This is a genomic window from Rhizobium sp. S152, assembly GCF_030380735.1.
Lineage (GTDB): Bacteria > Pseudomonadota > Alphaproteobacteria > Rhizobiales > Rhizobiaceae > Rhizobium.
In genome coordinates, this window is the sequence record NZ_JAUDRZ010000002.1 from 155,166 (window position 1) to 182,002 (window position 26,837).

At 59.5% G+C, this 26,837-nt stretch carries 24 protein-coding genes and 1 pseudogene; 16 read left to right on the top strand and 9 right to left on the bottom strand.

Annotated elements, in window-relative coordinates; genetic code table 11:
• Positions 1–7 precede the first annotated feature (7 nt).
• The 5 genes from QTL95_RS02140 to QTL95_RS02160 are packed head-to-tail and all read right to left on the bottom strand — an operon-like array spanning position 8 to position 4,602.
• Positions 8–1,090, bottom strand: coding sequence for an extracellular solute-binding protein (locus QTL95_RS02140; RefSeq protein ID WP_289718312.1), 1,083 nt, complete (start codon positions 1,088–1,090; stop codon positions 8–10).
• 27 nt (positions 1,091–1,117) lie between these two features.
• Entirely contained in the window at positions 1,118–1,924 is an 807-nt protein-coding gene (locus tag QTL95_RS02145; RefSeq protein WP_289718313.1) for an ABC transporter permease, read from the bottom strand.
• A gap of 4 nt (positions 1,925–1,928) precedes the next feature.
• Positions 1,929–2,870, bottom strand: a complete 942-nt coding sequence (locus QTL95_RS02150) for an ABC transporter permease (RefSeq protein ID WP_289718314.1) — start codon at positions 2,868–2,870, stop codon at positions 1,929–1,931.
• Positions 2,867–3,577 (bottom strand): aspartate/glutamate racemase family protein, encoded by a 711-nt coding sequence (locus QTL95_RS02155; protein WP_289718315.1) that lies wholly within the window; start codon positions 3,575–3,577, stop codon positions 2,867–2,869. Before QTL95_RS02155 ends, QTL95_RS02150 begins: the two co-directional genes overlap by 4 nt.
• Positions 3,578–3,582: 5 nt before the next feature.
• Entirely contained in the window at positions 3,583–4,602 is a 1,020-nt protein-coding gene (locus QTL95_RS02160) for a DUF6282 family protein (protein WP_289718316.1), read from the bottom strand.
• A gap of 371 nt (positions 4,603–4,973) precedes the next feature.
• Here QTL95_RS02160 and QTL95_RS02165 point away from each other — a divergent pair, with 371 nt between their 5' ends.
• The 6 genes from QTL95_RS02165 to QTL95_RS02190 all read left to right on the top strand — a co-directional run bounded on the left by QTL95_RS02165 (position 4,974) and on the right by QTL95_RS02190 (position 11,473).
• Complete coding sequence (locus QTL95_RS02165; RefSeq protein ID WP_289718317.1) at positions 4,974–6,053, top strand: ABC transporter ATP-binding protein; 1,080 nt, start codon at positions 4,974–4,976, stop codon at positions 6,051–6,053.
• Between the two features lie 66 nt (positions 6,054–6,119).
• Entirely contained in the window at positions 6,120–7,562 is a 1,443-nt protein-coding gene (locus QTL95_RS02170; protein WP_289718318.1) for an extracellular solute-binding protein, read from the top strand.
• 53 nt (positions 7,563–7,615) lie between these two features.
• On the top strand, positions 7,616–8,551 hold the full coding sequence (locus QTL95_RS02175; RefSeq protein WP_289718319.1) for a carbohydrate ABC transporter permease: 936 nt from the start codon (positions 7,616–7,618) through the stop codon (positions 8,549–8,551).
• Entirely contained in the window at positions 8,548–9,447 is a 900-nt protein-coding gene (locus QTL95_RS02180; RefSeq protein WP_289718320.1) for a carbohydrate ABC transporter permease, read from the top strand. Before QTL95_RS02175 ends, QTL95_RS02180 begins: the two co-directional genes overlap by 4 nt.
• A 32-nt stretch (positions 9,448–9,479) precedes the next feature.
• Positions 9,480–10,577, top strand: coding sequence for a sugar phosphate isomerase/epimerase family protein (locus QTL95_RS02185; protein WP_289718321.1), 1,098 nt, complete (start codon positions 9,480–9,482; stop codon positions 10,575–10,577).
• A 14-nt stretch (positions 10,578–10,591) separates the two neighbouring features.
• On the top strand, positions 10,592–11,473 hold the full coding sequence (locus QTL95_RS02190; RefSeq protein WP_289718322.1) for a MurR/RpiR family transcriptional regulator: 882 nt from the start codon (positions 10,592–10,594) through the stop codon (positions 11,471–11,473).
• Between the two features lie 47 nt (positions 11,474–11,520).
• Here the strand turns inward: QTL95_RS02190 and QTL95_RS02195 are convergent, their stop codons facing one another.
• Positions 11,521–12,489: a LysR family transcriptional regulator gene (locus QTL95_RS02195; RefSeq protein ID WP_289718323.1), complete on the bottom strand. Its 969-nt coding sequence runs from the start codon at positions 12,487–12,489 to the stop codon at positions 11,521–11,523.
• On the opposite strand from QTL95_RS02195, the gene QTL95_RS02200 reads away from it, so the two are divergent.
• The 3 genes and pseudogenes from QTL95_RS02200 to QTL95_RS02210 all read left to right on the top strand — a co-directional run bounded on the left by QTL95_RS02200 (position 12,472) and on the right by QTL95_RS02210 (position 14,381).
• Positions 12,472–13,257 carry an SDR family oxidoreductase gene (locus QTL95_RS02200; protein ID WP_289718324.1) on the top strand — a complete coding sequence of 262 codons (786 nt, stop codon included), beginning with the start codon at positions 12,472–12,474 and terminating at the stop codon, positions 13,255–13,257. The genes QTL95_RS02195 and QTL95_RS02200 overlap by 18 nt on opposite strands.
• A 66-nt stretch (positions 13,258–13,323) precedes the next feature.
• Positions 13,324–13,458 (top strand): annotated as a pseudogene (locus QTL95_RS02205) (ribonuclease activity regulator RraA); the annotation flags it as partial.
• The gene (locus QTL95_RS02210; RefSeq protein ID WP_289718325.1) at positions 13,455–14,381 is read left to right on the top strand and encodes a dihydrodipicolinate synthase family protein; all 927 of its coding nucleotides are present in this window, start codon (positions 13,455–13,457) and stop codon (positions 14,379–14,381) included. The pseudogene QTL95_RS02205 and the gene QTL95_RS02210, both read left to right, overlap by 4 nt.
• 106 nt (positions 14,382–14,487) lie before the next feature.
• On the opposite strand, the gene QTL95_RS02215 is transcribed toward QTL95_RS02210, so the two are convergent.
• Positions 14,488–15,351 (bottom strand): amidohydrolase family protein, encoded by an 864-nt coding sequence (locus tag QTL95_RS02215; RefSeq protein WP_289718326.1) that lies wholly within the window; start codon positions 15,349–15,351, stop codon positions 14,488–14,490.
• Positions 15,344–17,059: an IlvD/Edd family dehydratase gene (locus tag QTL95_RS02220; protein ID WP_289718327.1), complete on the bottom strand. Its 1,716-nt coding sequence runs from the start codon at positions 17,057–17,059 to the stop codon at positions 15,344–15,346. Before QTL95_RS02220 ends, QTL95_RS02215 begins: the two co-directional genes overlap by 8 nt.
• 220 nt (positions 17,060–17,279) lie before the next feature.
• Between QTL95_RS02220 and QTL95_RS02225 the strand changes: the two genes are divergently transcribed.
• Positions 17,280–18,305 (top strand): Gfo/Idh/MocA family protein, encoded by a 1,026-nt coding sequence (locus tag QTL95_RS02225; RefSeq protein ID WP_289718328.1) that lies wholly within the window; start codon positions 17,280–17,282, stop codon positions 18,303–18,305.
• Between the two features lie 28 nt (positions 18,306–18,333).
• Positions 18,334–19,005, top strand: a complete 672-nt coding sequence (locus QTL95_RS02230; protein WP_289718329.1) for a GntR family transcriptional regulator — start codon at positions 18,334–18,336, stop codon at positions 19,003–19,005.
• Between the two features lie 67 nt (positions 19,006–19,072).
• Here QTL95_RS02230 and QTL95_RS02235 read toward each other — a convergent pair whose 3' ends face one another.
• Entirely contained in the window at positions 19,073–20,701 is a 1,629-nt protein-coding gene (locus QTL95_RS02235) for a GH39 family glycosyl hydrolase (protein WP_289718330.1), read from the bottom strand.
• Between the two features lie 353 nt (positions 20,702–21,054).
• On the opposite strand from QTL95_RS02235, the gene QTL95_RS02240 reads away from it, so the two are divergent.
• From QTL95_RS02240 to QTL95_RS02260, 5 genes are all read left to right on the top strand, one after another.
• Entirely contained in the window at positions 21,055–22,956 is a 1,902-nt protein-coding gene (locus tag QTL95_RS02240; protein ID WP_289718331.1) for an ABC transporter substrate-binding protein, read from the top strand.
• A 77-nt stretch (positions 22,957–23,033) separates the two neighbouring features.
• Positions 23,034–24,038, top strand: coding sequence for an ABC transporter permease (locus tag QTL95_RS02245; RefSeq protein ID WP_289718332.1), 1,005 nt, complete (start codon positions 23,034–23,036; stop codon positions 24,036–24,038).
• Positions 24,039–24,043: 5 nt separating this feature from the next.
• The gene (locus QTL95_RS02250) at positions 24,044–24,901 is read left to right on the top strand and encodes an ABC transporter permease (RefSeq protein WP_112533424.1); all 858 of its coding nucleotides are present in this window, start codon (positions 24,044–24,046) and stop codon (positions 24,899–24,901) included.
• Positions 24,902–24,905: 4 nt separating this feature from the next.
• Positions 24,906–25,940, top strand: coding sequence for an ABC transporter ATP-binding protein (locus QTL95_RS02255; protein ID WP_289718333.1), 1,035 nt, complete (start codon positions 24,906–24,908; stop codon positions 25,938–25,940).
• Entirely contained in the window at positions 25,937–26,836 is a 900-nt protein-coding gene (locus tag QTL95_RS02260) for an ABC transporter ATP-binding protein (protein WP_289718334.1), read from the top strand. The genes QTL95_RS02255 and QTL95_RS02260 overlap by 4 nt, the downstream gene beginning before the upstream one ends.
• Position 26,837 lies beyond the last annotated feature (1 nt).

A 26,837-nucleotide genomic window follows, 5' to 3' on the forward strand; every position in this document is an offset into this window, starting at 1 on the left:
GCGTTCCCTAGGCCGAGAATATCTTGTTGGCCTGGTCGGTCCATGCCGAGCGCTGGGCGTTGATATAGGTCCAATCGGGATTGAAGAGGCCGAGTTCGTCCATCCGCGTGTCGGGATATGCGATGTATTTCAGCGCATCCGGCGAAAGCTCGATCCCCGAGACCGGTGGTGCCACCAGCGCAAACTCGGCAAGCGCCTTTTGTACTGAGGGAGAGAGCATTCGATCCATGAAGGCAAGACCAAGGTCCTGGTTGGGACCGCCCTTCACCAGAACCTGGCAATTGACGCCGGCAAAGCTGCCTTCCTTCATGAAGATCATGTCGATCGGCGCGCCCTTGGCGGTATAGGGATAGATGAATTTCGAGTAGTCGATGCCGCCGATCGTGGCCTGTCCCTGGGCTATTTCGTTCGCCGCTTCGACACCCGATGTGTAGACGTTCTGGATGTTCGGCTTCAGCTCGGCAAGCTTGCCCCAGATCTTGTCGACTTCGTATTGCGCCTGCGAAAAGGGCTTGCCGGTGACGATGGCTGCGGTAGCGATCAGGAAGAACAAGCCTGACGTATTCTGCCAACTGTTCAACTTGATATTGCCTTTGTATTTCGGGTCCCAAAGGTCGGCATAGCTTTTCGGCGCCTCTTCCGAGGTGTTGTGATACATGGTGCCGATGGAGACGCCGAGACCGGTGCCGTAGCCGCCTTCATAGTTGAAGCGCGGGAAAAGCTTGGCCATGTTCGGTACCTTATCAGCCGGAATTTCGGCGATGAGGTCCTCTGCCTTGCAGATCGGAACGGCCAGATCGTCCACGAACATCACCGTATATTTGGGGTTCGTCTTCGTTGCCCGCATCTTGGAAATGTTTGGCAGCGTGAAGCCTTCTTCTGCAAGAACAGTGCAGCCGAGATCCCGCTGAAAATCGGGGATGACATTCTTGCGGATGAACTCGCCCTGCGCGCCGCCCCAAATGCCAACAACGATCTCCTTGCCCTGCGCCCATGCATTGCGGTGCATGATCAGTGGGGTGGCGAGGCCGGCCGCGGCGGTGGCAAGAAAGGTTCTTCTGGTCGTCTTGAATGCGTTGGGCTTTGTCATTTTAGTTCCCTTTGTTTTCATTTGTATTCAGCTCGACATAACTTTGTGCATCTGCAGCCCGAGCGCCCGTTCGATGAGGAGAAGCAGCCCGAGGGAAAAGATGATCATCAGCGTGGAGATCGCCGCGACGCTGGGATCGAAGGACCTTTCGATGAAGATGTGCACTTGCAGCGGCAGCGTGAAGTGGCGGGCATCTGCCAGCCACATCGCCATCGCGTAGTCATCGAACGACGTGATGAAGGCGAAGACGCAGCCGGCGAGAATGCCGCCACCGATTTGTGGCAGTGTAATCCGGCGAAAGGTCACGAAGGCGTTTGCGCCGAGCGTGCGCGCGGCATCTTCGGTCGAGGGAACGACCAGAAGGAGTGCTGCCGAAACGGTGCGGACCAGATAGGGCAGGCAGATTGCGGTGTGACCGATCACAAGTTGGTTGAAGGAATTGTTGATCCCCTGCCGCGACGAAAATTGTAGCAGGGCGACACCCGTGACCAGCACCGGGAAGACGAGCGGCGACAGAACGAGCCCGAGCGCTAATCCACGGCCGGGAAACCGGTAGCGGGTCAGGCCGATCGCGCACGGAACGCCAAGGATCACCGTCAGCATCGTGACAATCAAGGCGAGTTCGATGCTGAACAGGAAGGTGTCGCGGAACTCCTGGTCGGCAAGCACCTTGCCATACCATCGCAGGGTGAAGCCCTGGGGCGGGAAGGACACAAACATGCTGTCGGAGATGGAGATCGCAATAGGGATCAGCATCGGCGCCAGAATGACAATTGCCAGAGCCGAGCATATGAGCAGCAGTAGGGGTGAGGGGCCGTCACGCAGTTCTTTCACCGTCTCAATCCTCCTGCTTGGCCCAATGGCGTGACTTTCGCTCGATTGCCCGCAGAAATACGAGATTGGCAACGAGCGTGATGACGAGCAGCAATGTCGCGAGAGCCGCGCCGAACGGCCAGTCGTTGACCGACAGGATCTGCTCCTGCACGAGGACGCCGAGCATTGCTGAGAAGTTGCCGCCCAGGATCTGGGGGGTGACGTAGGACGCGGCGGTCAAGGAGAAGACCAGCGTTACGCCAACGGCAAGACCGGGGATGCTGAGCGGTAACAGGATGCGCCAGAAGACCGTGCGGCTGTCGGCGCCGAGCGTGCGCGCGGCTTCCTTCACCGAAGGGTTGATCTTGCCGATCGCGCTGGCCAGCGGCAGCACGAGGAACGGCATGAACACATGGACGGAAGCGATGACGACTGCCCATTCGGTGTAGAGCAAGGCGACCGGCACATCGGAAAGGCCGAGCATCTGCAGGAGCCAGCTGAGAAAGCCCTGCTTGGACAGGATCAGCTTCCACCCGTAGGCGCGGACCACGACCAGAACCAGCAGTGGTGATATGACCACGAACATCACCATTCGCGACCAGAATGCCTTGCCGCTTGCAAGCACGATGGCCAGCGGATAGCCGATCGGGATGCTGATCAGACTGGCCAGCAGTGCGATCTTTAGGGTCCGAACGACCACGCGCCAATAAAGATCGGTTTCGACCAGTCGCGCGTAGTTCTGCAATGTCAGACCGGGAATCAAAACCCCATCCTTGATGTAACCGGTCAGGCTGTAAGTAACCATCTGCGCAATCGGCAGGACGAACAGGAGAAGGAGGAAAAGCGCTGCCGGCGCGACAAGCAATGGGCCGTGCAACGGAACCTTGCGCGCCATCCGCCGGCGCATGCCGTCGTTTGCCTTGTGCGACGCTGCTTCCGAAACGGTGCTCTGCGCGCGGATACTCATGAGGCTGCGCTCCGTCGTTGGGTGATAAGGCGCAAAGCAGCCGGTATTGGTTCTATAACCGGAATGCCAATCCTCTCCGACAGGTCCCGTGCGGCGTCCGCCAGCGGTCCACCGCCGACCACGATCGCTTGTGCTCCGTCCTCGTCTATGGCGCGGCGCGCCGTCGCCTCGAGCGCGTCGAGCAGACCGCGTGCATCGGCCATCGTGCGGAACACATCGCCTTCGGTGATGCGCACCGACAGCAAGCTATCCCCGTGACCATAGTGTTCGGCTCGTTTGCGGATGGCGGATGCCAGATGCGGCGTGGTGGTCACCACCGAAAAAGGCCGGGCGTTCAGCGCCGCCTCCCTCATGGCCGCCTCGGCGATGCCAACCACGTCGCAGCCCGCGATCGCACGCGCCGCCGCGAGGCCGGGATCGCCGAAAGCCGCGATGATAATCCCGTCCGGTTTAGGCTCGCCCAGTGCGGCAACAGACAAGCGAATGCCATCCGCGGCAATGGCCAGCTCTGTCTCGTTGGTGATCAGGGATGGGCCAACGGCTGCGGTCAGTCCCGCTATGTCAACGTTGGCATCGGCCGACTGCCGGGCGATCCGCACCATCATGTCCGTGGTGGCGGAACTTGTATTGGGGTTCAATAGCAGCAAACGAAGCCTCTCGATGCCGCCAGGGGCGACAGCATCGTCGGCAAGCACGGCGCTGGGCATGGCAATCAAGCCTCAAGGCCGAGGAGGCGAGCAGGGTTGCGCTTGATCAGCGTCTCTATCTCGTCGACGGTAAATTCGAGATCCAGCAAAGCGCTGACGATCAGCCGCATTCCTTCCACCGGCGTCGGTGACGAGCGGATGCCATAATCCGTTCCCAGCACGATGTTGTCGAGGCCGATTTCCTTGAGCTGCCGCGCCCAGGGGCCAACGCCGTTGAATTGCGGTGCATTCGCAATGCCGGCGATCTCGTCGGCATATTCCCGCTCGACATAGTAATTGGTACGCGGCAACCCGCGGTGGAACAGCCAATCCGATGCCGCCCCTTCCAGATAAAAGCCGCGCGACACGAGGTTCTTCTGCTGTTCCATGGTGAGCAAGGCGCGTGCCGGGTGCGCCACGATCAGCTTGGCAATGCCGAATTTTTCGGCGAGATCGGCCAGGCGCATCACTTCCGCCGGCGAGACGTGCCCGGTATTGACGAAGACATCGGGACGTTCGGCAAGCAGGCCGAGGATCTCTTCAAGCTCTCCGGGGATCGGATCATCGAGGGGGATGCGGATGGCCCGTGTCAGCTCTTCCTGCGCAAATTTCGGATAGAGATCCTTGAATTTCATCGGCTTGCCGTCGATGAGCGCGCCCTCGTTGCTGGCCATGTGATAGGTGCAATGAGCACCGAAATGCACGAATTTCGCGCCGGCGCCATAATTCAGCGCCGTCTTCACCGCACGAGGATTCATGCCCCCCTGCACCGACGTCAGGATGATGCCTCCGTAGATGTCGATGCCCTTGACCACGCGACTGGCAAGCCATGCCGTCCCAGCGCTGTTGCCGAGCGTGTGGTCGTAGAAAACAACGGCCCGCATGCCGGCGGCCTTTGCCTGTTCGGCAATCTGAAACGGATCGACGCGGCCGGGACACGATTTCAGCCAGGGACCACTATGGATATGTGTGTCGATCGAGCCAACCAGCAGCTCATCGGGAAGCTCCATGGAGCGGTTGTAGAATGTCTCTCCTGATATCGTCATGTCACATCCGTTTTGCACCGAGCCCGGCAGCTGCAAGGCTTGGATTTGTAAGAAAGTTGAATTTCATTGGTTGGCAAATGTAATCACGATTTCATGCGACGCGCAACTGCACGCCACCAAGAAATGCACATTTCTCATTCGAAAAAATTATTGACCATAAAATAAGCAGATACGATGATATTTCGCCTATTTTAATGATGTAATGCATGATTTTTAATCGTTAAAAATAAATGATGATAAAAGTCGCATTTTCAATTGATGTTCTTATGAAATCGTGATTTCTCTTTTTCTTCCGATGAAATGATCATTTCTCTTCCAGATCCAAGCTGGAGACAGGTCATCGGTCAGTTCGTATCTTTAGGAAAACGCATATGGCCAGCCTTGAGCTTCATGGTGTCATCAAGGATTTCGCACAGCAAAGGATATTGAAGGGCATCAACTTCAAGATCCGCGACGGCGAATTTCTAAGCCTGGTCGGCCCCTCGGGTTGCGGAAAATCCACGCTTCTCCGCATGATCGCGGGCCTCGACACGATCAGTGACGGTGAAATCGAAATCGGCGGAACGGTCGTTAATGGACTGGCTGCCAAGGATCGCGATATTGCGATGGTGTTCCAGAACTATGCGCTTTATCCGCATATGACGGTCCGTGAGAACATGGCATTTGCCCTGGAGATGCGCGGCGAAAGCAGAGCAACGATTGATGAACGTGTCCGCGAGGCGTCACGTATCCTCGGGCTTGAGCACCTTCTCGAGCGACTTCCGCGCCAGCTTTCCGGTGGACAGCAGCAGCGCGTCGCCATGGGGCGGGCAATCGTGCGGCAGCCAAAGGTTTTTCTGTTTGACGAACCCCTGAGCAACCTCGATGCACAGCTCCGCGTCCAGATGCGTACCGAGATCAAGGACCTTCACGCCCGCCTTGGCGTCACGACGATTTACGTGACGCACGACCAGATCGAGGCGATGACGATGGCCGATCGCATCGTGCTGATGCGCCAGGGTCTGGTCGAGCAGATCGGGCCACCGCTGGAACTCTACGATCGGCCCAACAACACGTTCGTCGCGACGTTCATCGGTTCGCCGTCCATGAATCTGCTGGACGGAGAGATTGTGTGTGACGACGTCACGCGCTTCAAGTTCGCGGATGGCCAGGCTCTAGATATATCCGGCTACGGAACCGGAGTTAAGGCGGGCGCGGTGCGGCTTGGCATTCGTCCCGAGCATATCGCGATCGACGGTAACGGGATTAAGGCAAGGGCCATCGTCGTCGAGCCGACCGGCTCCGAAACACATGTTACCGTCGAGCTGGCGGGCCAACGTCTGGCACTGATCGTCAAGGACCGCCTGTCGATCAGCAGGGGCGAGGAGATAGGGCTGTCGATGCCAGTCTCCAGATGCCACCTTTTTGATGCAGGCACGCAGGCGCGCATCGATCGCCAACCAATCCATTGATTCACACGTCTTTCCTTTCGTGATCCACGACGTTCAAACTGCCACTCCAAGCTTCAGGACAACGCCATGACATCTTCAAAGACGCCGACCTTCAACGCATCTCTTACCCGTCGCCGCTTGCTGCAAGGCGCTGCCCAGATATCCGCAGGCATCGCGATGGTTCCGTTCATGGGAGTTCTCTCGGCAGTGGCGAGCCCCGGCAGCAACGTTGGGAAATACAAGCTCGATCTCGGCGGCTATATCGGCCCGGAGTTGACGGAGGACACGGTTCAGCTGCGCTTCATGCACCAGGACTATCCGCCGGCCGTCAATGACTTCTTGGGAACGCTCTACAAGAAATTCAGCGCGGCCTATCCGAACATCACGATCGCGGAGGAGCGCGTGCCTTATGGTGACCTGCCGACCAAGGCACAGGTCTATATTTCGTCCGGCGATGCACCCGACCTGATGATGGGGCGCAGTGACTTTGCCGCAGCTTATGGCGCAGGCGAGATCGCCGCGCCATTGCAGACATTCTTTTCACCGGACTTCCAGGCGGACATGTCGGCACCCTTGCGTGAATCGGCGACGATCGGCGGCAATCTCGTGTGCATGCCGTGGGAGACGAACCCGGTGCTGATGTACTTCAACCGGGATATCTTCAAGAAACATGGTGTCCAGACGCCACCCGAAGTAACCGATGTCAAGGACGGCTGGACAATAGAGCAGTTCGAGGCGGCGCTTGCAGAGCTGACGCAAAAGATCAGGGCCGCCGGCGACACGCAAACCTATGCCCTGGCATCGTCGACATATGGCAATGGTGGCCCCGGCTCCAATTACACGCAGATGGAGAGCATGTGGATCCGGATGATGGGCGACAACAAGGCCGACCGGTCAAGCAGCGCCTACAAGACCTTCCAAGGCGTCTCCGACGATGGCCTGAGTGTTACCGGCTATATCGATACGCCGGAAGCGATCGCTGGGATGAAACGCTACCAGTCGTTTTTCCAGAAGGGCTTTGCGCCCACGGGTAACGTTTCCAATCAGTTCCTTGGCGGCGCGGCGGCGATCGATTTCGGTTCGATGATCGTCACATCCTACCTCCGCTCTCATCCCGACGCCTTCAACTGGGGTGCATCGCCGGTGCCGCATGGCAGCATCTATTATACGTCCTCGGTTTCGGATGCTCCCTTCGTCTGGTCCGGTTCCAGCCATCAGAACGAAGCGGCTGCCTTCCTCGCTTTCATGTGCAACGACGAAAACCGCATGGAGTTTCACAAGCTCTGGGGTTCGATGCCGGTTCGGGCCTCGTTGATCGCGGCCGCGCCGCTCTATCAGAGCGAACAGCCGAACAAGCTTGCCGTTTCGACCGCAGCAGCGAGCTTCGGCCCGCCGAAGACTGTCGGCTGGTTCGACTATTTCAATGCGATCAACCCGGCGGTCAAGGACATTGCCCTCGGAGCCGATCCCGAAAAGCGCATGCATGAAGCGGCACTCCAGATCGACGGCCTGCTGTCCAAATACAAGTAATCCCCAGCGCCGCGCAGATCGCGCGGCGCTCCATTCTGTATCGAGGTAACGGCATGCGCCGGATCAATGTGAAAACCGTGATGTGGCAATTAACCGGGGCTGGGGATCCCACCCGCCGGGGCGAACCATTGTTTGGGATCGCGATGATCTTCCCGGCGGTATGCGGTCTCGCTCTTTTCCAGTTTCTGCCGATGTTGTCGGCGGCGGTCAGCAGTGTCCGCCGTTTCAATCCCTTTACAAAGCGCGCCACCGGCTGGGCGGGCATCGACAATTTTTCCGCCGTGCTTTCCGATCCCAGCTTCCATTCGGCAATGCTTGTAACGGTTGCCTATGTCATTCTCAGCCTACTGCTCATGCTGCCGTTGTCGCTTGGTCTTGCAATGCTGCTCGACCGCCGGGTGCCAGGAACATTCCTGGCTCGCGCGGCGGTGCTCGGCGCGCTTGCAGCCTCGGAATCCGTCAGCGCCCTGATCTGGAACCAGATGTATCTCCCAAACAACGGGCTGTTTTCAGCGATCCTCAATGCCATCGGCTTGTCGGGGCAACCCTTTCTCACGAGCGCCTGGCAGAGCATTCCCTCGATCATTGCGATTTCGGCCTGGAAGGATATCGGTTTGCCGATGCTGATCTTCCTGGGCGGGTTGCAGGCCATTCCACCGCACCTCTACGAGGCGGCGGCCATCGACGGTGCCTCTCCGTGGCCGACCTTTCGGCGCATAACGCTGCCGATGCTGCAGCCGAGCCTCATCCTTGCGTCTTTCATGATCACCGTCGGTGCGGTCCGGCTGTTCACGCCGATCTATCTGCTCACCGAGGGCGGTCCAAACGGTGCGACGACGAATATAGCTTACTACGCCTATGTGCAGAATTTTCATTTCAGTTCGCCGGGTCATGCCTCTGCAAGCGTCATCGTCATGCTCATCGTGCTGGCTTTGATCGGAGGTGCGCAAGTCGTCCTCCTTCGCAGCAAAAAGAGGATCGCACCATGACAACCGTTGACCGCCTCGCCAACCAAGAGCCGGGCAGACCCGGCCTGAAAGCGTCCCGGAACGCCGTCGATCGCTCCTCGACGTTGGCAGTCGCCGTGACGCTCGTCGTCGCTGCGATCTATGCATTTCCGATTGTCTGGGCGGCCCTGTCTTCCTTTAAGTCCACCGCCGACGTGCTGGCGCTGCGCTATCCTCTGACCTGGAAGACGTTCATCCCCGAGCGCTGGACGCTTGAGAATTATGCGATGATCTTCACGTCCTTCCATTTCCAGCGCAACCTCTACAATACAGCGGTTGCCAGCTGCGGCCAGGTGGTGCTCGCCGTGATCACATCGACGCTTGCCGGCTACGCGTTTGCACGCCTGCGCTTCCCAGGACGTGATATCCTGTTCGGCATGCTGCTGCTCACCTCCTTCGTCCCGCTGGAGGTCATTCTCGTGCCACTCTACAATGTCGTGTCCGGCATGGGCCTGGCATCCACCTATCCGGCATTGTTCCTGCCGTTTTCGTGCAGTCCTTTCGGCATCTACCTGATGCGGCAGAGTTTCCGTTCGATTCCGCCGGCGCTTGACGATGCCGCGCGTGTGGACGGTGCCGGCACCTGGAAGATATTCTGGCGCATTGCCCTTCCTAACGTGAAGCCGGCACTCGCGACCTTGGTGCTTATCCAGTTCATCTGGTCCTGGAACAATTATCTCTGGCCGTTGGTCATCATGCAGAAACCGGAAATGCAGATTGCTCAGGTCGCGCTCACCGGCCTGAACGACAGCCAGAATTATCCGCTCGACGGACCGCTTTTCGCTGCCGTGAGTGTCGTAACTCTTCCGCTGGTTCTCCTCGCCATCACGCTGCAACGCTACTATGTGCGCGGCATGATGACGGCCGGGATCCGCTGATGCGGCCGCAACCATTGAAAAGGAGACCAAAAGTGCGTGTCGGTACTGATGGCCTGAAACTTCCCGAAGCCGCAAAGCGCGGCCCGATTGGTGCCTTGAAACTGGCGCACGACCTTGGCGCAGACGGATTGTTTTTCCGCTCGATGCTGGACCTGTCGCCAAGCCTTGATCGAGGCGCCCTGCGCGCGGTGCGCGAGCGCGCGGATGAGCTCGACATGTATCTCGAAGCCGGCGTTGGCAAGACCAATCCGTTTGCGATGCCGGAAGCGCCTGAACTTCGCGCCATCGGCGATGGCGACGTGCTGCTCGGATTTCGCCGCATGATGGAGGCCGCGGCCGAGATCGGCGTCTTCGAACTGTGGTCGGCGACCGCAAACCTGAAGCCGCATTTTTTCGGGCGAATGGCCTACGACCGCTTCCGTACCGATGTCGACTGGGCCGATCAGCTGGCGGCAACGGAAAAGTTCCTGAAGAAACTTGCGCCGATCGCTCGCGACCTCGGCATCCATATCAACCTCGAAACGCACGAGGAAATCACGTCGTTCGAACTCGTGCGTCTGGTCGAAGCAGTAGGCCCGGACGTCACGGGTGTCGTGTTTGATACGCACAATGTCCTGCAGCGGATTGAGCATCCTGTCTGGGCCGCACGGCGCCTGGCGCCCTATGTCCGGCAGACGCATTTGAAGGACGGCGTCGCGGCCTACGGGCCCGATGGTCTCGTCTCGCAGGTTCGCGACTTTGGAACCGGGATGATCGATTTTGCCGAGATCATCCCCATACTTGCATCGGAAAATCCGGTGCTCAACTTCTCGCTCGAAAACCAGGACATGAGAGACGGGCCCCTTATCGTTCATCCCGTGATCGAAATCGACAACGCCCACTTCCTGGCAGGTCATCCTGACCTGAGCGCGGAGGAGCACGAGGCGTTCATGGATCTTGTACGGTCTTTCGACGGGATGATCGCCCGCGGCCAGCGGCCCGGAATCGAAGGATTCGCAAAGGGACCATTCAACTTTGAAAACGTCTGCGCCAATATTCGCAGCGGGCTCTCACTGGTACGAGATATCCTCGTGGACGCTGGTTTGTCACCTGTGATAACGCCGCTCGATGAACACGTTGCACGCGGTTGAGGTGGGACTTAGATTTGGCACAGGACAATCTGGAAATCGCAAGGGATCTTGGCGTGCAGCGTGAAAAATCCTTCCTCGCCCGCATCCGGGAGGCCTTGCCCGGCATGCACCGAGCGGAGCGCAAGCTTGGCGAGATGCTCTGTGATTTTCCGGGGGAACTTGCCAGCTATTCCGCAGCAGAACTGGCGGCTCTGTCCGGCGTCTCGACGGCAACGGTCTCCCGCTTCGTCCGCAGGCTCGGATATGCCTCATACGAGGAAGCGAGGGTGAAAGCCCGCGAGGAGCGCGAGATCGGTTCCCGCCTCTATCTCGTCACGCCGGAAAGTTCAGAACCCGACCGACGCTTTCTGGATGTCCACTTTGAGCACTACGCCCGTAGTCTGGAAAACACCGCGTCCGCGATCGATGACGAGACGATCGATGCCATTGTGGAAGCGATCCTGGCGGCGCGACGTGTCTGGACGATTGGCTTTCGAGCCAGCCACTCGTTCGCCACATACATGCGTTGGCAGCTGTTGCAGGTCATGGAATTCGTCGATGCCATACCCGGCGGCGGACAAACGATGGGAGAACATATCGTCAGCTTCGCCGATGCCGATGTAGCGATCGTCTATGGTTTGCGGCGCCGTGTCGCCGAGACCGATGCGATCCTGGACGAGATAGCCCGCAAGGGAACGAAGATCGTTTACATTACGGATGAGGGAGCGCCTTTGCGCGCAGACGTGACTTGGCACTTGCGCTGCTCCACATCGTCGCCTGGACCGCTCTTCAATCATGTGCCGGTCATGGCTGTCAGCCATCTGTTGATTGATCAGGTCATTTCGCGGGCGGCTGCGAGAGGGCGGCTGCGTCTTCGAGAGATTGAGACGATCCACGACGCGTTGAATGAGGTTTAGTCAACGGAATCGAAAACAGCCATGCTGGAGTAACCTTGCGACTGACTTTAAAACTTAACTGCGTCAAGGAGCGCCTGAACAAGCCGGCCGGATGGCATGTTGCGTGGTCTTAATAGACCTATTTCCCGGTTGGGCGCACCTGTGAGTGTAAGCCGCGCAAGTTTCAGGTTCTCGAAGAGTGTCGAGTGCCAGTCCGGTATCAGGGAGACCCCAAGCTTCGCCTCGACCATGACAGCGATGGCTTCCAGCGAATCCAGTTCGAGCCATTCCCTCGGACGGACTTGGAGCGACCGCAAGTATTCGTCCGCCAAGCGCCCGCCCCAGTTGCGTCTGTCGTAGCGAATGAAAGGCTGTTCGCGAAGCAACCTGTCGGGAGGAAAATCGGCATATTCGAGGGGGGCGAGCAGCACGAATGGCTCCGAGCGGATCAGATCCCACTGGAGCGTTTTCGGGATGGAGAACGGCGGCTTGACAAAGATCGCCGCATCCAGCTTTTCCTCGAGAATGCTGTTGTAGAGTTCAGGCGAGGTACCAGGCAGCAGGAAGATGTCGACGCCGGGTGCCGTATCGAACACGCGGCGCAAGGCGCCCGGCAGCAAGCCCGTCAATACGGTCGATATGGCGCCGAGGCGCAACGCCCCGAAGGCCTGATCGTCATGCGCCAGTCCCTTCAACTGGCGGACTTCCGAAAGCACGCGCCGGCTCTTTTCCAATATTGCCAAGCCCACTTCCGTCGGCTTAACCCGCCGGCCCGATCGAATGATGATCGGCAGACCGATCTCGTTCTCCAAGGCCTGAATGCGCTGCGAGACAGCTGCCGGCGTAATGCCCATGCGCCGTGAGGCTTCCGCCAGGGAACCATGTTCAACGACAATCAGGAAGGTTTCGAGAAAACGTGTTTCCATAGGTGGTTTTTCTAATGTCTGAAGAGACAAAAAGGAAGGTTTTTCTTCGGTCTCTGCCTTGCCATACTGGCGCCAAAACCAAGGAGAAAGACATTGGATCTTCAATTGCATGACAAGACGGCGCTGGTGTTCGGCGCCGGCGGCGGGCTCGGCGGCGCGATTGCGAAATCACTTGCCGGCGAGGGCGTTCGTGTCGTCGTCGCGGATATCGACGAGAAGAGCGCGAAGGTTACCGCGGATGCGATTGCGGCGGGCGGCGGAAAGGCCATCGTGCTTGCCTGGGACATCGCCGATCTCTCGCTGATTGAGCAGAAGCTCGCGGAGATCGACAAGGCTTTCGGACCGGTCGATATTCTCGTCAACAATACGGGCGGACCGCCGCCGACGCCCGCCGCAGGCCAGTCGGCCGCGGACTGGTCGAAATATTTCGATATGATGGTTCGCTCGGTGATTTCGGTGACCGACGCGGTGCTGCCTGGCATGCGCGAGCGCAAATGGGGTCGCATCATCACCTCGACCTCCTCGGGCGTGGTTGCGCCGATCGCCAATCTCGGCATCTCCAATTCCCTGCGCCTTGCGCTTGTGGGCTGGTCGAAGACATTGGCGCGCGAGATCGGCCGCGACGGCATTACCGCAAACATCGTCCTGCCCGGCCGTATCGCCACCGGACGCATCGTCTTTCTCGACGAGCAGAAAGCCAAGCGCGAGAACCGGCCGGTCGAAGACGTCACTGCCGAAAGCACGGGCTCGATCCCCGTCGGGCGTTATGGCGACCCGAAGGAGTACGGTGATACCGTCACATTCCTGGCAAGCCCGCGCGCATCCTACATTACCGGTTCCGTCATCCGCATCGATGGCGGCCTGATCAACAGTATCTGAGCAGGAAGGCTCCATGCCACTCGATCCGAAGATTATCGAAACCCTCAAGGGCGCGTCGACCGTCCCGAGGCGCCCGAACAGGAAAGCATGGAGGCCCGCATCATGACGGAGATCGAGCACGGCATACCGCTGCCGGGGCTCTTTCCAATGAATGCCGAGAGCAAGGAGCGTTATCAGGGATGGAAGGATCGTCAGAAATGAGTTTCAACACGCAATCCAAAGGCGTCTATGCCATAGCGACCACGCCATTTTTCGAAGACGGTTCGATCGACTTCAATTCGATCGACAAGCTGACGGACTTTTATCAGGGGAGCGGCTGCACGGGCGTCACGATCCTCGGTATCATGGGCGAAGCGCCGAAGATGGAGCCGGAGGAGAGCCGGGCGATCGTCAAGCGGGTCGTTTCTCGCTCGAAAATCCCCGTTATTGTCGGTGTCTCGGCGCCGGGTTTTGCGGGAATGCGCTCCCTTGCGCGCGATTCGATGGAGATGGGAGCCGCGGGGGTCATGATCGCACCGCCGCCGGCGTTGCGAACCGACGACCAGATCGTCAATTATTTCGCCGGCGCCGTCGAAGCCGTCGGCGAGGATGTGCCCTGGGTGTTGCAGGACTATCCGCTCACCCTGACCGTCGTCATGACACCCGGCGTAATCGCCAGGATCATGAGCAATCACTCCTCCTGCCTAATGCTGAAGCATGAGGACTGGCCGGGTCTCGAAAAGATCTCGAGACTCCGCTCTCTGCAGAAGACAGGGGAGCTGCGCGAATTTTCGATCCTCTGCGGCAATGGCGGTCTCTTCCTCGATTTCGAGCCGGAGCGGGGCGCCGATGGCGCAATGACAGGCTACGGCTTCCCTGATATGCTGACCGAACTCATCGGTCTTTCGGCAGCCGGCAAGAGGGAAGAGGCGCATGATCTTTTCGACGCGCATCTGCCGCTCATTCGCTACGAACAACAGCCCGGCGTCGGCCTGGCGGTCCGAAAGCATGTCCTCAAGCGGCGCGGCGTGATCGCAACCGATGCGCAGCGCAAGCCGGCGCAAATGCTGACACCGACCGCAAGGGCCGAGGTGGACTATCTGCTCGCACGGGTCGGAAAACACGACAAGCGCGCGACATTGTAGTAGGCGCGAACCCCTGGATATCCATTTGGGGTTTCCTTCGCAGACGTGGGATGCGGTTGGGCCTTTGACCGCATCCATTCATCCGGCGGAGCCGCCAATCGATTGGCTAGCGGTCGAAGAACAGCGCTTCGGCATTCTCGATGAAGATTTTGCGAGCATGCGACGCGTGGCTGACCGCTTCCTGCATGCCGTCGATCAGGTCGGCATCATCGGGCATGTCGCTCCAGAGTTCGGTATGCGGCCAGTCGCTGCCCCAGAGCAGCTTTTCCGGATGGCTGGCTGCAAGCGCGCGCACCACTTCGGCAAAGCCTCCATAACCAGGTTCGCGGGCCAGGCGGTAGGGAGCCGTGAGTTTGATGTAGCCGCCGGGACCATCGGCGAGCCGCTGAAGTGCCGGCAGATATTCGCGCCAGCCCCCTTCGGCAAGTGGTATGAAGCCGAGATGATCGACCACGAAGCGAACTCCGAGACGCGGAAGTCGTCCGGAAAGATCGCCAATTTGTTCCGGACTGATCTGAAGTTGCAGGGACCATCCGAAGTCGTGTATTTTCGCCGCGAGCGTTTCCGCGGCGCCAAGCGGCAGGCCGCCTTTATTGCGGGTGTTGATCCGCACCCCGCGCACGCCAAGCCGGTCGAGGCGGGCGATCTCCTCGAGGCTCGTGTCGGGGGCGATGACAACAATGCCGCGCAGACGGTCCGGGAAGGCGGCAAGCGCTTCCATCAGCACCGCGTTGTCCAGACCATAGACGCTCGGCTGTACGAGAATACTCCTGCCGATACCGAGCTGGTCGGCAAACGCGATCCAGTCGGCAATCGTCGCGATGTCAGGCGTGTAGCTGCGCGGCGTATTGAGCGGCGCATCCGAGCGGAAGACATGGAAGTGTGTGTCGATCGTGCCCTGCGGTAGAGGCTTTGCCGGCAGGCGCGTCAGCGGCAGGCGCGGGAGACAGAGCGGCGCTTCACTATCCATCCTGATCGAGATCCTCATGCTGGAGGAAGTCGAAATCGACGCCTTCGTCTGCCTGCAGTACGCGCGTGTGATAGAGCTTCGCATAGCCGCGCGCCGGCTCCGTTGCCGATATTTGCCCAAGCTCCGCCATCCGCCGTGCGAATTCCGCTTGATCTATGGCGAGGTCGATGCGCCTTCCCTTGACGTCGAGGCGGATAGTGTCACCGGTTCTGACGATCGCCAAAGGCCCTCCGTCGGCGGCCTCCGGGGCAATATGCAGCACGATGGTGCCGAAGGCGGTGCCGCTCATGCGGGCGTCGGAGATACGCACCATATCTTTGACGCCTTGACGTGCGAGCTTGCGAGGAATCGGCAGATAACCGGCTTCCGGCATCCCCGGCGCGCCCTTTGGCCCAGCATTACGCAAGACAAGGACGTCGTCGGCGCTGACATCGAGATCGTCGCTGTCGATGCGCAAGGTCATGTCCTCGACGGAATCGAAGACCACCGCCCGTCCTTCATGCTGCATCAGATCCTTCGACGCGGCGGATTGCTTGATGACCGCGCCGCGCGGCGCCAGGTTGCCATGGAGCACGGCAATCGTTCCGATTGGCTTCAGCGGTTTTTCGACAGTGCGGATGATCGTCTGGCCGGGCTCGTCTGGAGCCGCGTCGATCACCTCGCCGATTGTCTTTCCATGGATCGTCCGCTGGCTGCCATCGATCTCATGGCGCACCGCCTTCAGCAACGTCTGTACGCCGCCGGCCTCATGGAACTGCGCCATGTAGTGCTGGCCGGAGGGCTGCAGATCGACGAGCAGCGGAATGATCTTGCCGAGCCTGTCGAGTTCGGCCATATCGAGGCGCAGGCCAAGTCGTCCGGTGATGGCGGCAAGGTGGACAACGGCATTGGTCGAGCCGCCCATGGCCTGAAGTGCGACGAGACCGTTGCGGATTGCTGCCGGCGTCAGAATATCGCGTACGGTCGGTGAATCCGGGTCGGCCGCAAGTCCGGCAGCGACACGGCCGGTTTCTTCGGCGAGGCGCACGCGCTCGGATTCGGCGGCGGGTGCTGATCCCGCCCGCGGTACACAAAGGCCCATCACTTCGGTCAGATTGGCCATTGTGCTTGCCGTTCCCATCACCGTGCAGGTGCCGACCGAACTGGCGAGCTTGTTATTGACGTCGGCGATCTCGGCCTCGTCGATTTCGCCGGCGCGGAAGCGTCCCCAGAAGCGGCGGCAATCGGTGCAGGCACCAAGCCTCTCCCCCTTGTGATGGCCGACGGCCATTGGTCCTGTCGGCAGGAAAATTGCCGGAATTTCACTACTGGCGGCGGCCATGATCTGCGCTGGCAGGGTCTTGTCGCAGCCGCCGATCAGGATCACTGAATCCATCGGCTGGGCGCGGATCATCTCCTCGGTTTCCATCGCCATCAGATTGCGCAAATACATCGAGGTCGGCGAGGCGAAGCTCTCGTGGATGGAAATGGTGGGGAAGACCATCGGCATGGCGCCGCCCAGCATGACGCCGCGCTTGGCCGCTTCGATCAACTGCGGGACATTGCCGTGGCAGGGGTTGAAATCGCTGTAAGTGTTAGCAATCCCCACGATCGGGCGATCGAGGGCATCGTCCGAATAGCCCATCGCCTTGATGAAGGCCTTTCGGAGGAAAAGGGAAAAACCCTGATCGCCGTAACTCGTCAGCTTGCGACGAAGACCGCTCGACATTGTTTCTCCCTCGTCCCTTAAAATTCATCTCAAGCCTAGTGAGATACACAGGATTGTCAATAAAGAACATGCCGCTGCATCCTCCCCTATGATCGCCTCATCGAAATTTCATAGATAAAACTGTAGGTAATGAGAGGTTTTTCGCCTTTTTTCCTCCAGTGTGCATTGGCTTTGTCAAAAATGGAGGCTAGATTATCGATAAAGTGATGTGGGATGGCTCATGGCAGAGGTTAAGCGAAGGCGCATCGGGATTATCGGGGCCGGCTGGGTCAGCGAATATCATCTGCCGGCATGGATGAAGCAGTCGGCACGCGCTGAAGTGGTCGCAATCGCCGATCCTTCCGCGGATGCGCGGGCGGCCAGAGCGAGGACTTTCGGCATTGCCCGGGACTATGCGAGCGCGGAAACGATGCTGGCAGAAGAAGTGCTTGATTGCGTCGATATCTGCGCGCCACGCGAGGTGCATGTGGAGCTTGTGCGCCTGGCGGCAGCAAGAGGCGTCGATATCATCTGCCAGAAGCCCCTGGCGCCCGATTTTGATCAAGCGGCCGCTCTTGTCGCCGGCCTGCCCAAGTCGGCCCGCCTGATGGTCCACGAGAACTGGCGGTTTCGTGCCTATTATCGCCATCTGAAGGCCTGGCTGGACGAGGGGCTGGCAGGGGATATCAGGCAGGTCCAGTTCGAGTTTTTCTCAAGCGGCATGATCGCCGGTGCCGATGGCAATAGACCGGCTCTCACCCGCCAGCCGTTTTTCCGAACGCAGCAGCGTTTGCTGGTGATGGAGGTGATGATCCATCATCTCGATACCTTGCGTTATCTGCTCGGCGAGATGGAGGTAGTCGCCGCGCGTCTCGAACGCAGCAACGACGACATTGTCGCCGAGGATGTTGCGTCAGTCGTTCTACGCAGGCTGGACGATGGGGTCATCGTCACGGTAAATGCCAATCTCGCCGTTCATGGTGCGCCGCCGGCGCCGCGTGATCATTTGCGGATCTTTGGGACGCGGGCAACGCTGGAATTGGAAGGAAGCCGTCTTTCAGCGAAGGGCTATGTTCAGCGCGAGGAAGAGTTCGATGCGGATGCCGTTTATCAGGGCGCTTATGATGCGACGATCGCGCATTTCCTCGATGGACTGGACGGCCACGTGACGATGGAAACGATGCCCGCCGACAATTTGAAGACGCTGGCTTTGGTCGAAGACATCTATCGGCTGAGCGGGTTCGACGCCCAGCATAAACCGCGATAAAATGACCCGCCCGCCGGAGGAGCTATTGATGCAGACGCGCGATGACATCCCTGAACAAGAGATCGAACACGACGATCTGAGCATTGCGCGTGCGCTCGAAGAGGACATCATCTTCGGAAGGCTGGCGCCCGGCGCCCGGCTGACGGAGGATACACTGCTCGCGCGCTTCCACGTCACCCGCCATTTCGCCCGCCAGGCGATTGTCCAGTTGGAAACGATGGGCATCGTCGTGCGCGAGCGCAACAAGGGCGCGACCGTCCGTTCACTGACATCGCGGCAGGTGCAGGAGATCTACGACGTCCGCGAACTGCTCCAAAGACAGGCGGCACTCTGGATTCCGCTGCCGGCGCCTGATGCGCTGATTGCCGAACTGATGGCATTGCACGAGGAGCATGGCCGGCACATCGAAGCTGGATACCTGCGTGGCGTGCATGAGGCCAACGACAGATTCCACCTGACGCTCTTCGGTGCCTGCGGCAATTCCCATCTCGTGCAGTCGATCGAGCTTTACATGCGCCTCAGCCTGCCCGTGCGCGCAAACTCGATGTCGAGCAAGGAATCGCTGCAGATCTCGCATGAACATCATCGGTTGATGATCGAGATGCTGAAGGGCAGGGACAATTGGGTTTTGGCACAGCTCTGTGTCGATCACCTGCAGCCGAGCAAGAAGCGCTATCTTGCTTATGTAAGCGAGAACTGAGGTTTGTTTCTTTTCAGAGGGTGACGGAGCGCAACCTGGAGGGTTGCGCTCTCTTTCTCCTGCCGCCTCACCAATCCAGGCGAAGCAGAGACACGCCCTGACGCGGAAGGGAGAAGTTCAGATCGATCTTGCCGTCCTTCACTGAAACCGATGCCTTGTCGTCGATTTGTGCGAGCTGGCCGGAGGTCTCGAGCTTGGCGTAATCGCCGCCGCTTATTTCCTGTGGCTTGCCCATTTCCTTCCAGATGCGGAAGGCGTTGGAATGCTGCTCATCCATCCGGAAATGCTTGAGCGCGCCTGGGCGGCTGCCCCAGCCATCGATGGAAAGGCTGACTTCAGCGGTGGGGCCGGCCTCGTCATCGTCATGATAGTGCCAGACGAGAACCGAAACGCCCTTGTCGTCACGTGTCGCCACGACATTGACATCAGGCTTGTCGCGGACGCCGTGGCTCATGATGTCCTCGATATCGCGACGATAGTCGCTGTCCGATTCCAGCCACTCACCGCCGAGCTTGCCGAGCATGCGGAAACCGTTCAGCACAGCCTTGTCGACGCCGTTTGTGGCCAGATCCCGAAAGCCGTCGAAATAGGGCTGATCGTCGAAGAGGAACGCCCAGGTCACCGCCCCTTCAATTTCGATATTGGCTCGGCGCGACAGTTCGTAGGTGCGGATCATGCTCTCGACGACATAGACGCCGTAGAGCGGGCCGTTGCGGTAGCCGTTCTGTGGGTGGACGCGCGCGGAGCAGGCTGCGCACCCCTCAGGATCGGATTCGCCGATGACGACCGGCAGGTGCCGCAGTTCGGGGAACTCGTTGATGATGGCGAGGTTGGCTTCGATATCACGCAGCTGCTTGTGCAGGCCCATGCGTACGTGGCCTTCGTAGATGACCGGATTGCCCTTGGCGTGGAAAGCAATGAAATCGAGCGGTGACTTGTTTTCGACCACATGGCGGAGGAAAGCGCGCAAGAATGTCTGTGCCCTCTCATTGGCAAAGGCGCCGCATGTGTGCGGGCCGCCGACACGTGCCTTCGGCAGGGCGCGCTTCACCGCATGCGCGCTCGCATAATACATGGCGCAGAATTCCGGGATCGTGCCGGTCCAGTAATGGCCGTCGGGTTCGTTCCATACCTCCCAAGGCCAGGAGGAGACGACGTCTTCACCATAGCGGTCGGCGAGGTGGCGCGCCCAGGCTTCGATCAGGTCGCCCCACTTCTTGAGGTCTTTCGGCGGAGCCGTCCAGCCGGTGGTGATCGTCGCGTATTTGTCCGCCGGCTCCCAATGATGCTTGTAGGGTCCGTCGAAATCGGAAAGCGCTTCCGGCGTGAAGCCGATCTGGATCAGCGGGACGTTGCCGGCCTCGACATAAGTGTCGAAGATCTGGTCGATGATCGTCCAATCATAGACAGGATTGCCGTTGGCGTCCTCGGTATAGGCATTGGTCGAGCCCCATTTCAACGCCGGCTTGCCGTCACCGCTGGTCAGCAGATTGTGCGCGCGGATGTGCGGGGCGGTGGCGCTGAGCGCCGACAATTCCTTCAGGAGCTTCTTGCCATGCGGAGAATAGGTGTAGTTGGGCTCGTCATAACCGAACCAGTTCCACAGCGGCTTATAAGGCCCTGTCGGCCTCCCGGCGTGAACGTTGATAGTCACGTCATAGGAACTCGTCATCGTCTTTTCCTCTTGAACGGTCACGCCTCAGCCTCCTCCTGAAGCCCGACCGACCAAATTGTGATGAAGCGCGGCTGTCTTGGGAGGGCGCCGCGCTCGTCGCAAAAACTAAGCGAAATGGCCATTTTGTCAATAATATAAAAAGACGACGCTTATCTTAAGATGAAAAACCTCGAAAAATGCAGGATTTTCCGGCATTGTCGAAATTACTTGTTGCTGTCTGCGCAAAAATTGTCGATAAATAGAGAGGCAAAGTTTTTCGTCTGGAGGAGACATATGGGTCTTAATGCCCCTGTGCAGACGCTTTTGCCGGTACGCGATCGATAACGGTTTACGGGAAGAGCCCGCCCATGCGGGCCGAAGAGGAGGAGCGTCCGATGAGGTTCCCTAGATTTGCAGTCATTGCCTTATTGTCTCTCGCCGCTCTGCCTGCTTACGCGCAGGATTTCATTGCCGGCATCCCGCGCAATGAAACCCTGATCATTCAGGGTACGCCGCAGCAGAATGCCGACTGGTTCAACGTTTGGGCGCCGGGTGGCGGCGCGGCGGCCAATCTCAACGGCCTGCAGCAGCTCACCACCGACACGCTCTGGTTCATCAATCCGGAGGGCGGGCCGGATGCCTGGCAAAACGCGCTCGCCGCCGAGCCGCCTGCCTACAATGCCGATTTCACCGAGATGACGGTGAAACTGCGCAAGGGCATCTACTGGAGCGATGGCGTCGAATTCACCAGCGACGACGTGGTCTATACGGTCCAGACTCAGATCGACCATCCGGGCATGTCCTGGAGCGCGCCCTTTACCGTCAATATCGCCAGCATGGAAAATCCCGATCCGCAGACAGTGATCTTCCATCTGAAGAAGCCCAATTCGCGATTCCACACGCTTTTCACCGTGCGCTGGAACGCCGCCTGGATCATGCCGAAGCATGTCTTCGAAAAGGCAGGCGATCCCTTGGCCTTCAAGAACAATCCCCCGGTCTCGCTCAGCGCCTATGTGCTGCAGAGCTATGACAAGGGCGGCAACTGGACCATCTGGAAGCTGCGCGACGACTGGCAGCGCACCTCGATCGGCATGGCCGCCAAGGAGCCGCCGCAGGTGAAATATGTCGTCTATCGTGCCGCCGGCAATCCGGAGGCCCGCGTCATCGAGCAGCGCAATCATAATCTCGACGTTATCAACGACATGGCGCCCGAGGGCATGTTCGCCATGATGCGTGACAGCAAAAGCGTCGCCTCTTGGCTGAAGGGTTTCCCCTACGCCCATCCGGATCCGACCCTGCCGTCCGTGTTACTCAACACCAAGAAGCCGCCTTTCGACAACAAGGATGTGCGCTGGGCGCTGGCACTGATGATCGATATCCGTGCTGTCGCACTGGGTTCCTATCGCGGTGCCGCCAATCTCGCTGCACTTGCGACGCCGCCGACGGGCTCGGCGCTGGACGCCTATTACGCGCCGATGCAGGAGTGGCTCACCAATTTCGAGCTCGATACCGGCAGCCGCAAGATCAAGCCCTACGATCCCAATATCTCCGCTCAGATCGCCACGATGGTGCGTGGCCAGTGGGGCGACCAGATCCCGACCGATCCGAAGCAACTGCAGCGCACTTTCGGCTTCGGCTGGTGGAAGCAGGATGTCCAGGCTGCCGCCGAGCTGCTGCAGAGGGCCGGCTTCAAGAAGAGCGGCAATCAATGGCTGAAGCCTGACGGCAAGCCGTTCACGATCCGCCTGCAGGTCGAGGGTGATGCCATTCCGACGCTGGCACGCGCCGGTACCGTCATTGCCCAGCAATGGAGCCAGAACGGCATTGCGACGAAGGTGGATGTTGCCGGCCCGACCAATGGCCAGCGGCTGTCCACCGGCGATTACGAGGCGGCAATCTACTGGAGCATCGAAACCTGGGGCGGCCATCCGGACCTGTCCTTCTTCCTGGACAGCTATCATTCGGAATTCATCAAGCCGCTCGGCCAGATCCAGCCGCCGCGCAACCTGCAGCGCTGGCAGGATCCGCGTCTCGACGACCTGATCGTGAAAAATCGGTCCATCGCCTTCGATTCGCCTGATGTCACCAAGGTCGGCCAGGACTTCCTGAAACTCGCCGTCGAGGAGATGCCGATGATCCCGCTGATGGCCTACAACAAGTTCGCACCGTTCGACACGACCTACTGGACCAACTATCCAAGTGCCGAAAATCCGTATTCGGCTTCCGGCCCGAACTGGTCGAACATCCGCTACCTGGTAACCGGCCTGAAGGCCAATCCTGCGGCTCCCAAGAACTGATCGCGTCGATATGGGGAGTGGCCGAGCTGTCGGCCGCTCCCCCTCTGCTCTTTGCATGCTACTGGAGGGTGAATGCCATGAATGGCTTTCTGATCTATGCGGGCAAACGTTTCCTGCAGTTCCTTTTCGTCGTCGTCACCGGCATCACACTCGCGTTTCTCATTACGCATTTCTCTCCGGTCGATCCGGTGGAACAGACCGTGTCGCTGCTGACGAGCTTCGGCTCGACCGACCCGCAGGCCGTCGATATCCTGCGCCAGTCGCTGCGGGAACTCTATGGAACCGGCGGTCCGCTCATCGACCAGTATCTCACCTTCTGGGGGCGGGTGCTGACAGGCGATTTCGGCCCGTCGCTGTCGTCCTTCCCGACACCGGTCATGACCGTCATCGGTCGCGCCCTGCCCTGGACCGTCGGCCTGCTGACGCTCGCGACCATCATTGCCTGGATCATCGGCAACCTGCTCGGCGCGCTTGCCGGCTATTTCCGTGACAGCCGGCTGCTCAAGCTTGCCGGCATCGTCATCATGGCGATGCAGCCGATCCCCACCTATATTGTCGGCCTCAGCCTCGTCATTCTCTTCGGCTTCATCTGGCCGATCCTGCCGATCAGTGACGGCGCACAGGTCAATCTCGCGCCGGCCTTCAGCTGGACCTTCATCAGCTCGGTCATCGAACACGGCATATTGCCGGCACTGACGCTGGTGCTCGTCGGCATCGGTGGCTGGTTCATCTCCATGCGCTCTCTGGTCTCGAACATCGTCACCGACGACCATGTCGTCTATGCCGAACTCGGCGGCGTGCGCTCGCGCAGCATCTTTTCACATTACGTGGCCCGCAACGCCATGCTGCCGCAGGTCACAGGTCTGGCGCTCAGTCTCGGCAATGTGTTCGGCGGCGCCGTCATCGTCGAATTCGTCTTCAACTATCCCGGTATCGGCAAGCTTCTGATCTCGGGCATCTATTCCGGCGACTACAGCCTGGTGCTCGGCGTCACCAGCATCGCCATCATTGCCGTCGCCGCGGCCGTCTTCGTGATCGACATCATCTATCCGCTGATCGATCCGCGCGTGAAACTGGGATAACCGCGATGTTCAAGATCCTCAGAGACCTGCTCCGCTATAACAAGGAATTCCTGTTCGGGACGATCCTGATCCTGATCATTGTCGGGTTGATCGTCTCCTCCTTCTTCTCGCCTTATGACGAGAATGCCATCTATGTCGTGATCCCCGACATGCCGCCGTCGGCCGAGTTCTGGCTCGGCACGACGTCGCGCGGCCAGGATGTCTTCTGGCAGATCGGCGCCTCGCTGCGCAACACGCTGCTCTTCGGCATCATCGTTGCCGTCATCAGCCGCCTCATTGCTCTCGTCGTCGGCCTGGTCTCCGGCTATGTCGGCGGGCGCACCGACCAGATCATCATGGGCATCAACGATACGCTTGGCGCACTGCCGAACATCCCGATCCTTTTGCTTCTGGTCTTCGTGCTGCGGGACCAGATGACGTGGTCGATGCTGGCGATCGTCGCAGCCCTGCTCGGCTGGACGCACGACAGTCGCCTCATCCGCTCCGTCGCGCTGTCACTGCGGCATCGTGAATTCACGCGCCATGCGGTATTCTCCGGCATGCGCACGCCGCAGATCCTCGTTCGCGAGCATCTTCCCTATGTCATGCCGATCGTCTTCTTCACGACGATGAACAACCTCATCTGGGCGATCGGCCTGGAGGTGACGCTTTCCATTCTCGGCTTTTCCGACATTAACCGACCGACGGTCGGGGGCATGATCTATTGGGCCAATGCCCATTCCGCCATGGTGGCCGGTGTATGGTGGTGGATCGCCTTCCCGATGCTCTTCGTGGTGATCCTCTTCCTCGGCCTCTTCATGCTCGCCATGTCGGTCAACGAATATATCGATCCGCGCTCGCGGCTGGCGCGGATGGGAGCCTGAGACGATGCAGAACCTTTTGAGGAAAGCGCCTTTGACCCTTGTCGAAAAATCCCGGGACACGCTGACGATCGACGGGCTGAAATGTTACTACGTCAACGACTATTTCGGCGTCCGTCGCGAGATCCGCGCCGTCGACGATATCAGCCTGACGGTGCGCAAGAACGAGATCTATGGCATCGCCGGAGAATCCTCGAGCGGCAAGACCTCGCTGATCAAGACGCTTGCCGGCGCCATCCGCCCGCCGATGCGGGTTGTCGGCGGCACGGTCAATTTCAACTTCGGCGGAGAGCCGATCGATGTCTATGGCGAACCGCAGAAGATGCGGGCCGCCCGCTGGCGTCATCTCTCCTATATCATGCAGGGCTCGATGAACGTGCTGAACCCGGTCAGGCGGGTGAAACACGCCTTCAACGATTTCGCCTTCCGGCACATGAACCTCGATCCCGTCGCTTTCCGCCAGCGGGTCGAGGCGCATCTTGCCCGCCTGCATCTCGATCCGCGTGTGCTCGAAGCCTTTCCGCACCAGCTTTCCGGCGGCATGCGCCAGCGCCTGACGATCGCGCTCGCAACCGTCTGCGAACCGGAATTCATCATTGCAGATGAGCCGACAACGGCGCTCGACGTTATCGTGCAGCAGGATGTCCTGGCGACAATCAAGGACGTGCAGACACGCATGCATTCCTCGGTCATCTTCGTCACCCACGATATGTCCGTCCACGCCGCGATTACCGATCGGCTGGCGATCATGTATGCCGGGCGACTTGCCGAGGAGGGGCTGACCCAGGCGATTTTCGACAATCCGCAGCACCCCTATACCGCCCACTTGATCGGCAGCCTGCCGCGCATCGGCGATACGAGAACGAGACGGAGCCTGCAGGGTAAACCGCCTGCACTCTCCGATCCTCCATCGGGGTGTCGTTTCCATCCACGGTGCCCGATCGCCGTCGACCGATGCTCGAAGGAGGTGCCGGTTATGCAGCCGAGTGCCACCGGCGGGCGTGTGGCCTGTTTCAGGGCAGGGGAGTACAAGATCCAATGAGCGGCGAGCATCTTCTCGAGCTGAACACTGTCAGCAAGTTTTTCCCGATCGGCGGCTTCTTCTCGCGCGCCAAAATGACGGCGGTCAACGAGGTCAGCTTCGCGCTGGAAGCCGGCCGGCCGGAAATCTTCACAATCGTCGGCGAATCCGGCTCCGGCAAGTCCACGCTCGCCAAGATGATCCTCGGAAGCGAGATGGCCGACCGCGGCACGATCCGCTTCGACGGGTCAGACATTGCCGGAATCCGCAGCCGCAGCGCCCGCGAGGCCTTCATGGCGGAAGTTCAGCCGGTTTTCCAGAACCCTTTCGAGGCTTTCAATCCGCTGACGCGTATTGACGAATATCTGTTTGCCACAGCCCATCGTTTCAAAGGGGCGAAGAGCCGCCCTGAGCGCGAAGCGCTCGCCGATAAGGCCTTGCAGCGTGTCGGTCTCTCTCTGGCCGAAATCCGCGGCCGTTACTCACACGAACTGTCGGGTGGTCAGTTGCAGCGCGTTGCAATTGCCAGGGCGCTCATTCCCGAACCGAAGCTGATCATTGCCGACGAGCCCGTTTCGATGGTGGATGCGTCACTGCGGATGTCGATCGTCAATCTCTTCCGCGAACTGCGTGACACGCTCAAAGTGTCGATCATCTACATCACCCACGATCTGGCGACGGCCTATTATATTGCCGACAGGGTTATCATCATGCGCAAGGGCGCGGTGGTCGAGAGCGGCGACGCGCGCACGGTGCTGGACAATCCGCAGCACGAATATTCGATCGCCTTGAAGAACGCCGTGCTGCCACCAGATCCCAGCGAGGCATCGGCAATCATTAGGGCTCGCGAAAAGACCGACAAAGCATTCCATACACTTTCCGATCAAATGGGGGACAAAGCATTTCTTCATCACTGAT

Coding starts and splice junctions, on each gene's coding strand:
- QTL95_RS02245 (WP_289718332.1), top strand. CDS start 23,034: ATGAATGGCTTTCTGATCTATGCGGGCAAACGTTTCCTGCAGTTCCTT.
- QTL95_RS02260 (WP_289718334.1), top strand. CDS start 25,937: ATGAGCGGCGAGCATCTTCTCGAGCTGAACACTGTCAGCAAGTTTTTC.
- QTL95_RS02165 (WP_289718317.1), top strand. CDS start 4,974: ATGGCCAGCCTTGAGCTTCATGGTGTCATCAAGGATTTCGCACAGCAA.
- QTL95_RS02170 (WP_289718318.1), top strand. CDS start 6,120: ATGACATCTTCAAAGACGCCGACCTTCAACGCATCTCTTACCCGTCGC.
- QTL95_RS02140 (WP_289718312.1), bottom strand. CDS start 1,090: ATGACAAAGCCCAACGCATTCAAGACGACCAGAAGAACCTTTCTTGCC.
- QTL95_RS02225 (WP_289718328.1), top strand. CDS start 17,280: ATGGCAGAGGTTAAGCGAAGGCGCATCGGGATTATCGGGGCCGGCTGG.
- QTL95_RS02230 (WP_289718329.1), top strand. CDS start 18,334: ATGCAGACGCGCGATGACATCCCTGAACAAGAGATCGAACACGACGAT.
- QTL95_RS02215 (WP_289718326.1), bottom strand. CDS start 15,351: ATGGATAGTGAAGCGCCGCTCTGTCTCCCGCGCCTGCCGCTGACGCGC.
- QTL95_RS02150 (WP_289718314.1), bottom strand. CDS start 2,870: ATGAGTATCCGCGCGCAGAGCACCGTTTCGGAAGCAGCGTCGCACAAG.
- QTL95_RS02255 (WP_289718333.1), top strand. CDS start 24,906: ATGCAGAACCTTTTGAGGAAAGCGCCTTTGACCCTTGTCGAAAAATCC.
- QTL95_RS02180 (WP_289718320.1), top strand. CDS start 8,548: ATGACAACCGTTGACCGCCTCGCCAACCAAGAGCCGGGCAGACCCGGC.
- QTL95_RS02210 (WP_289718325.1), top strand. CDS start 13,455: ATGAGTTTCAACACGCAATCCAAAGGCGTCTATGCCATAGCGACCACG.
- QTL95_RS02220 (WP_289718327.1), bottom strand. CDS start 17,059: ATGTCGAGCGGTCTTCGTCGCAAGCTGACGAGTTACGGCGATCAGGGT.
- QTL95_RS02160 (WP_289718316.1), bottom strand. CDS start 4,602: ATGACGATATCAGGAGAGACATTCTACAACCGCTCCATGGAGCTTCCC.
- QTL95_RS02175 (WP_289718319.1), top strand. CDS start 7,616: ATGCGCCGGATCAATGTGAAAACCGTGATGTGGCAATTAACCGGGGCT.
- QTL95_RS02195 (WP_289718323.1), bottom strand. CDS start 12,489: ATGCAATTGAAGATCCAATGTCTTTCTCCTTGGTTTTGGCGCCAGTAT.
- QTL95_RS02155 (WP_289718315.1), bottom strand. CDS start 3,577: ATGCCCAGCGCCGTGCTTGCCGACGATGCTGTCGCCCCTGGCGGCATC.
- QTL95_RS02250 (WP_112533424.1), top strand. CDS start 24,044: ATGTTCAAGATCCTCAGAGACCTGCTCCGCTATAACAAGGAATTCCTG.
- QTL95_RS02240 (WP_289718331.1), top strand. CDS start 21,055: ATGAGGTTCCCTAGATTTGCAGTCATTGCCTTATTGTCTCTCGCCGCT.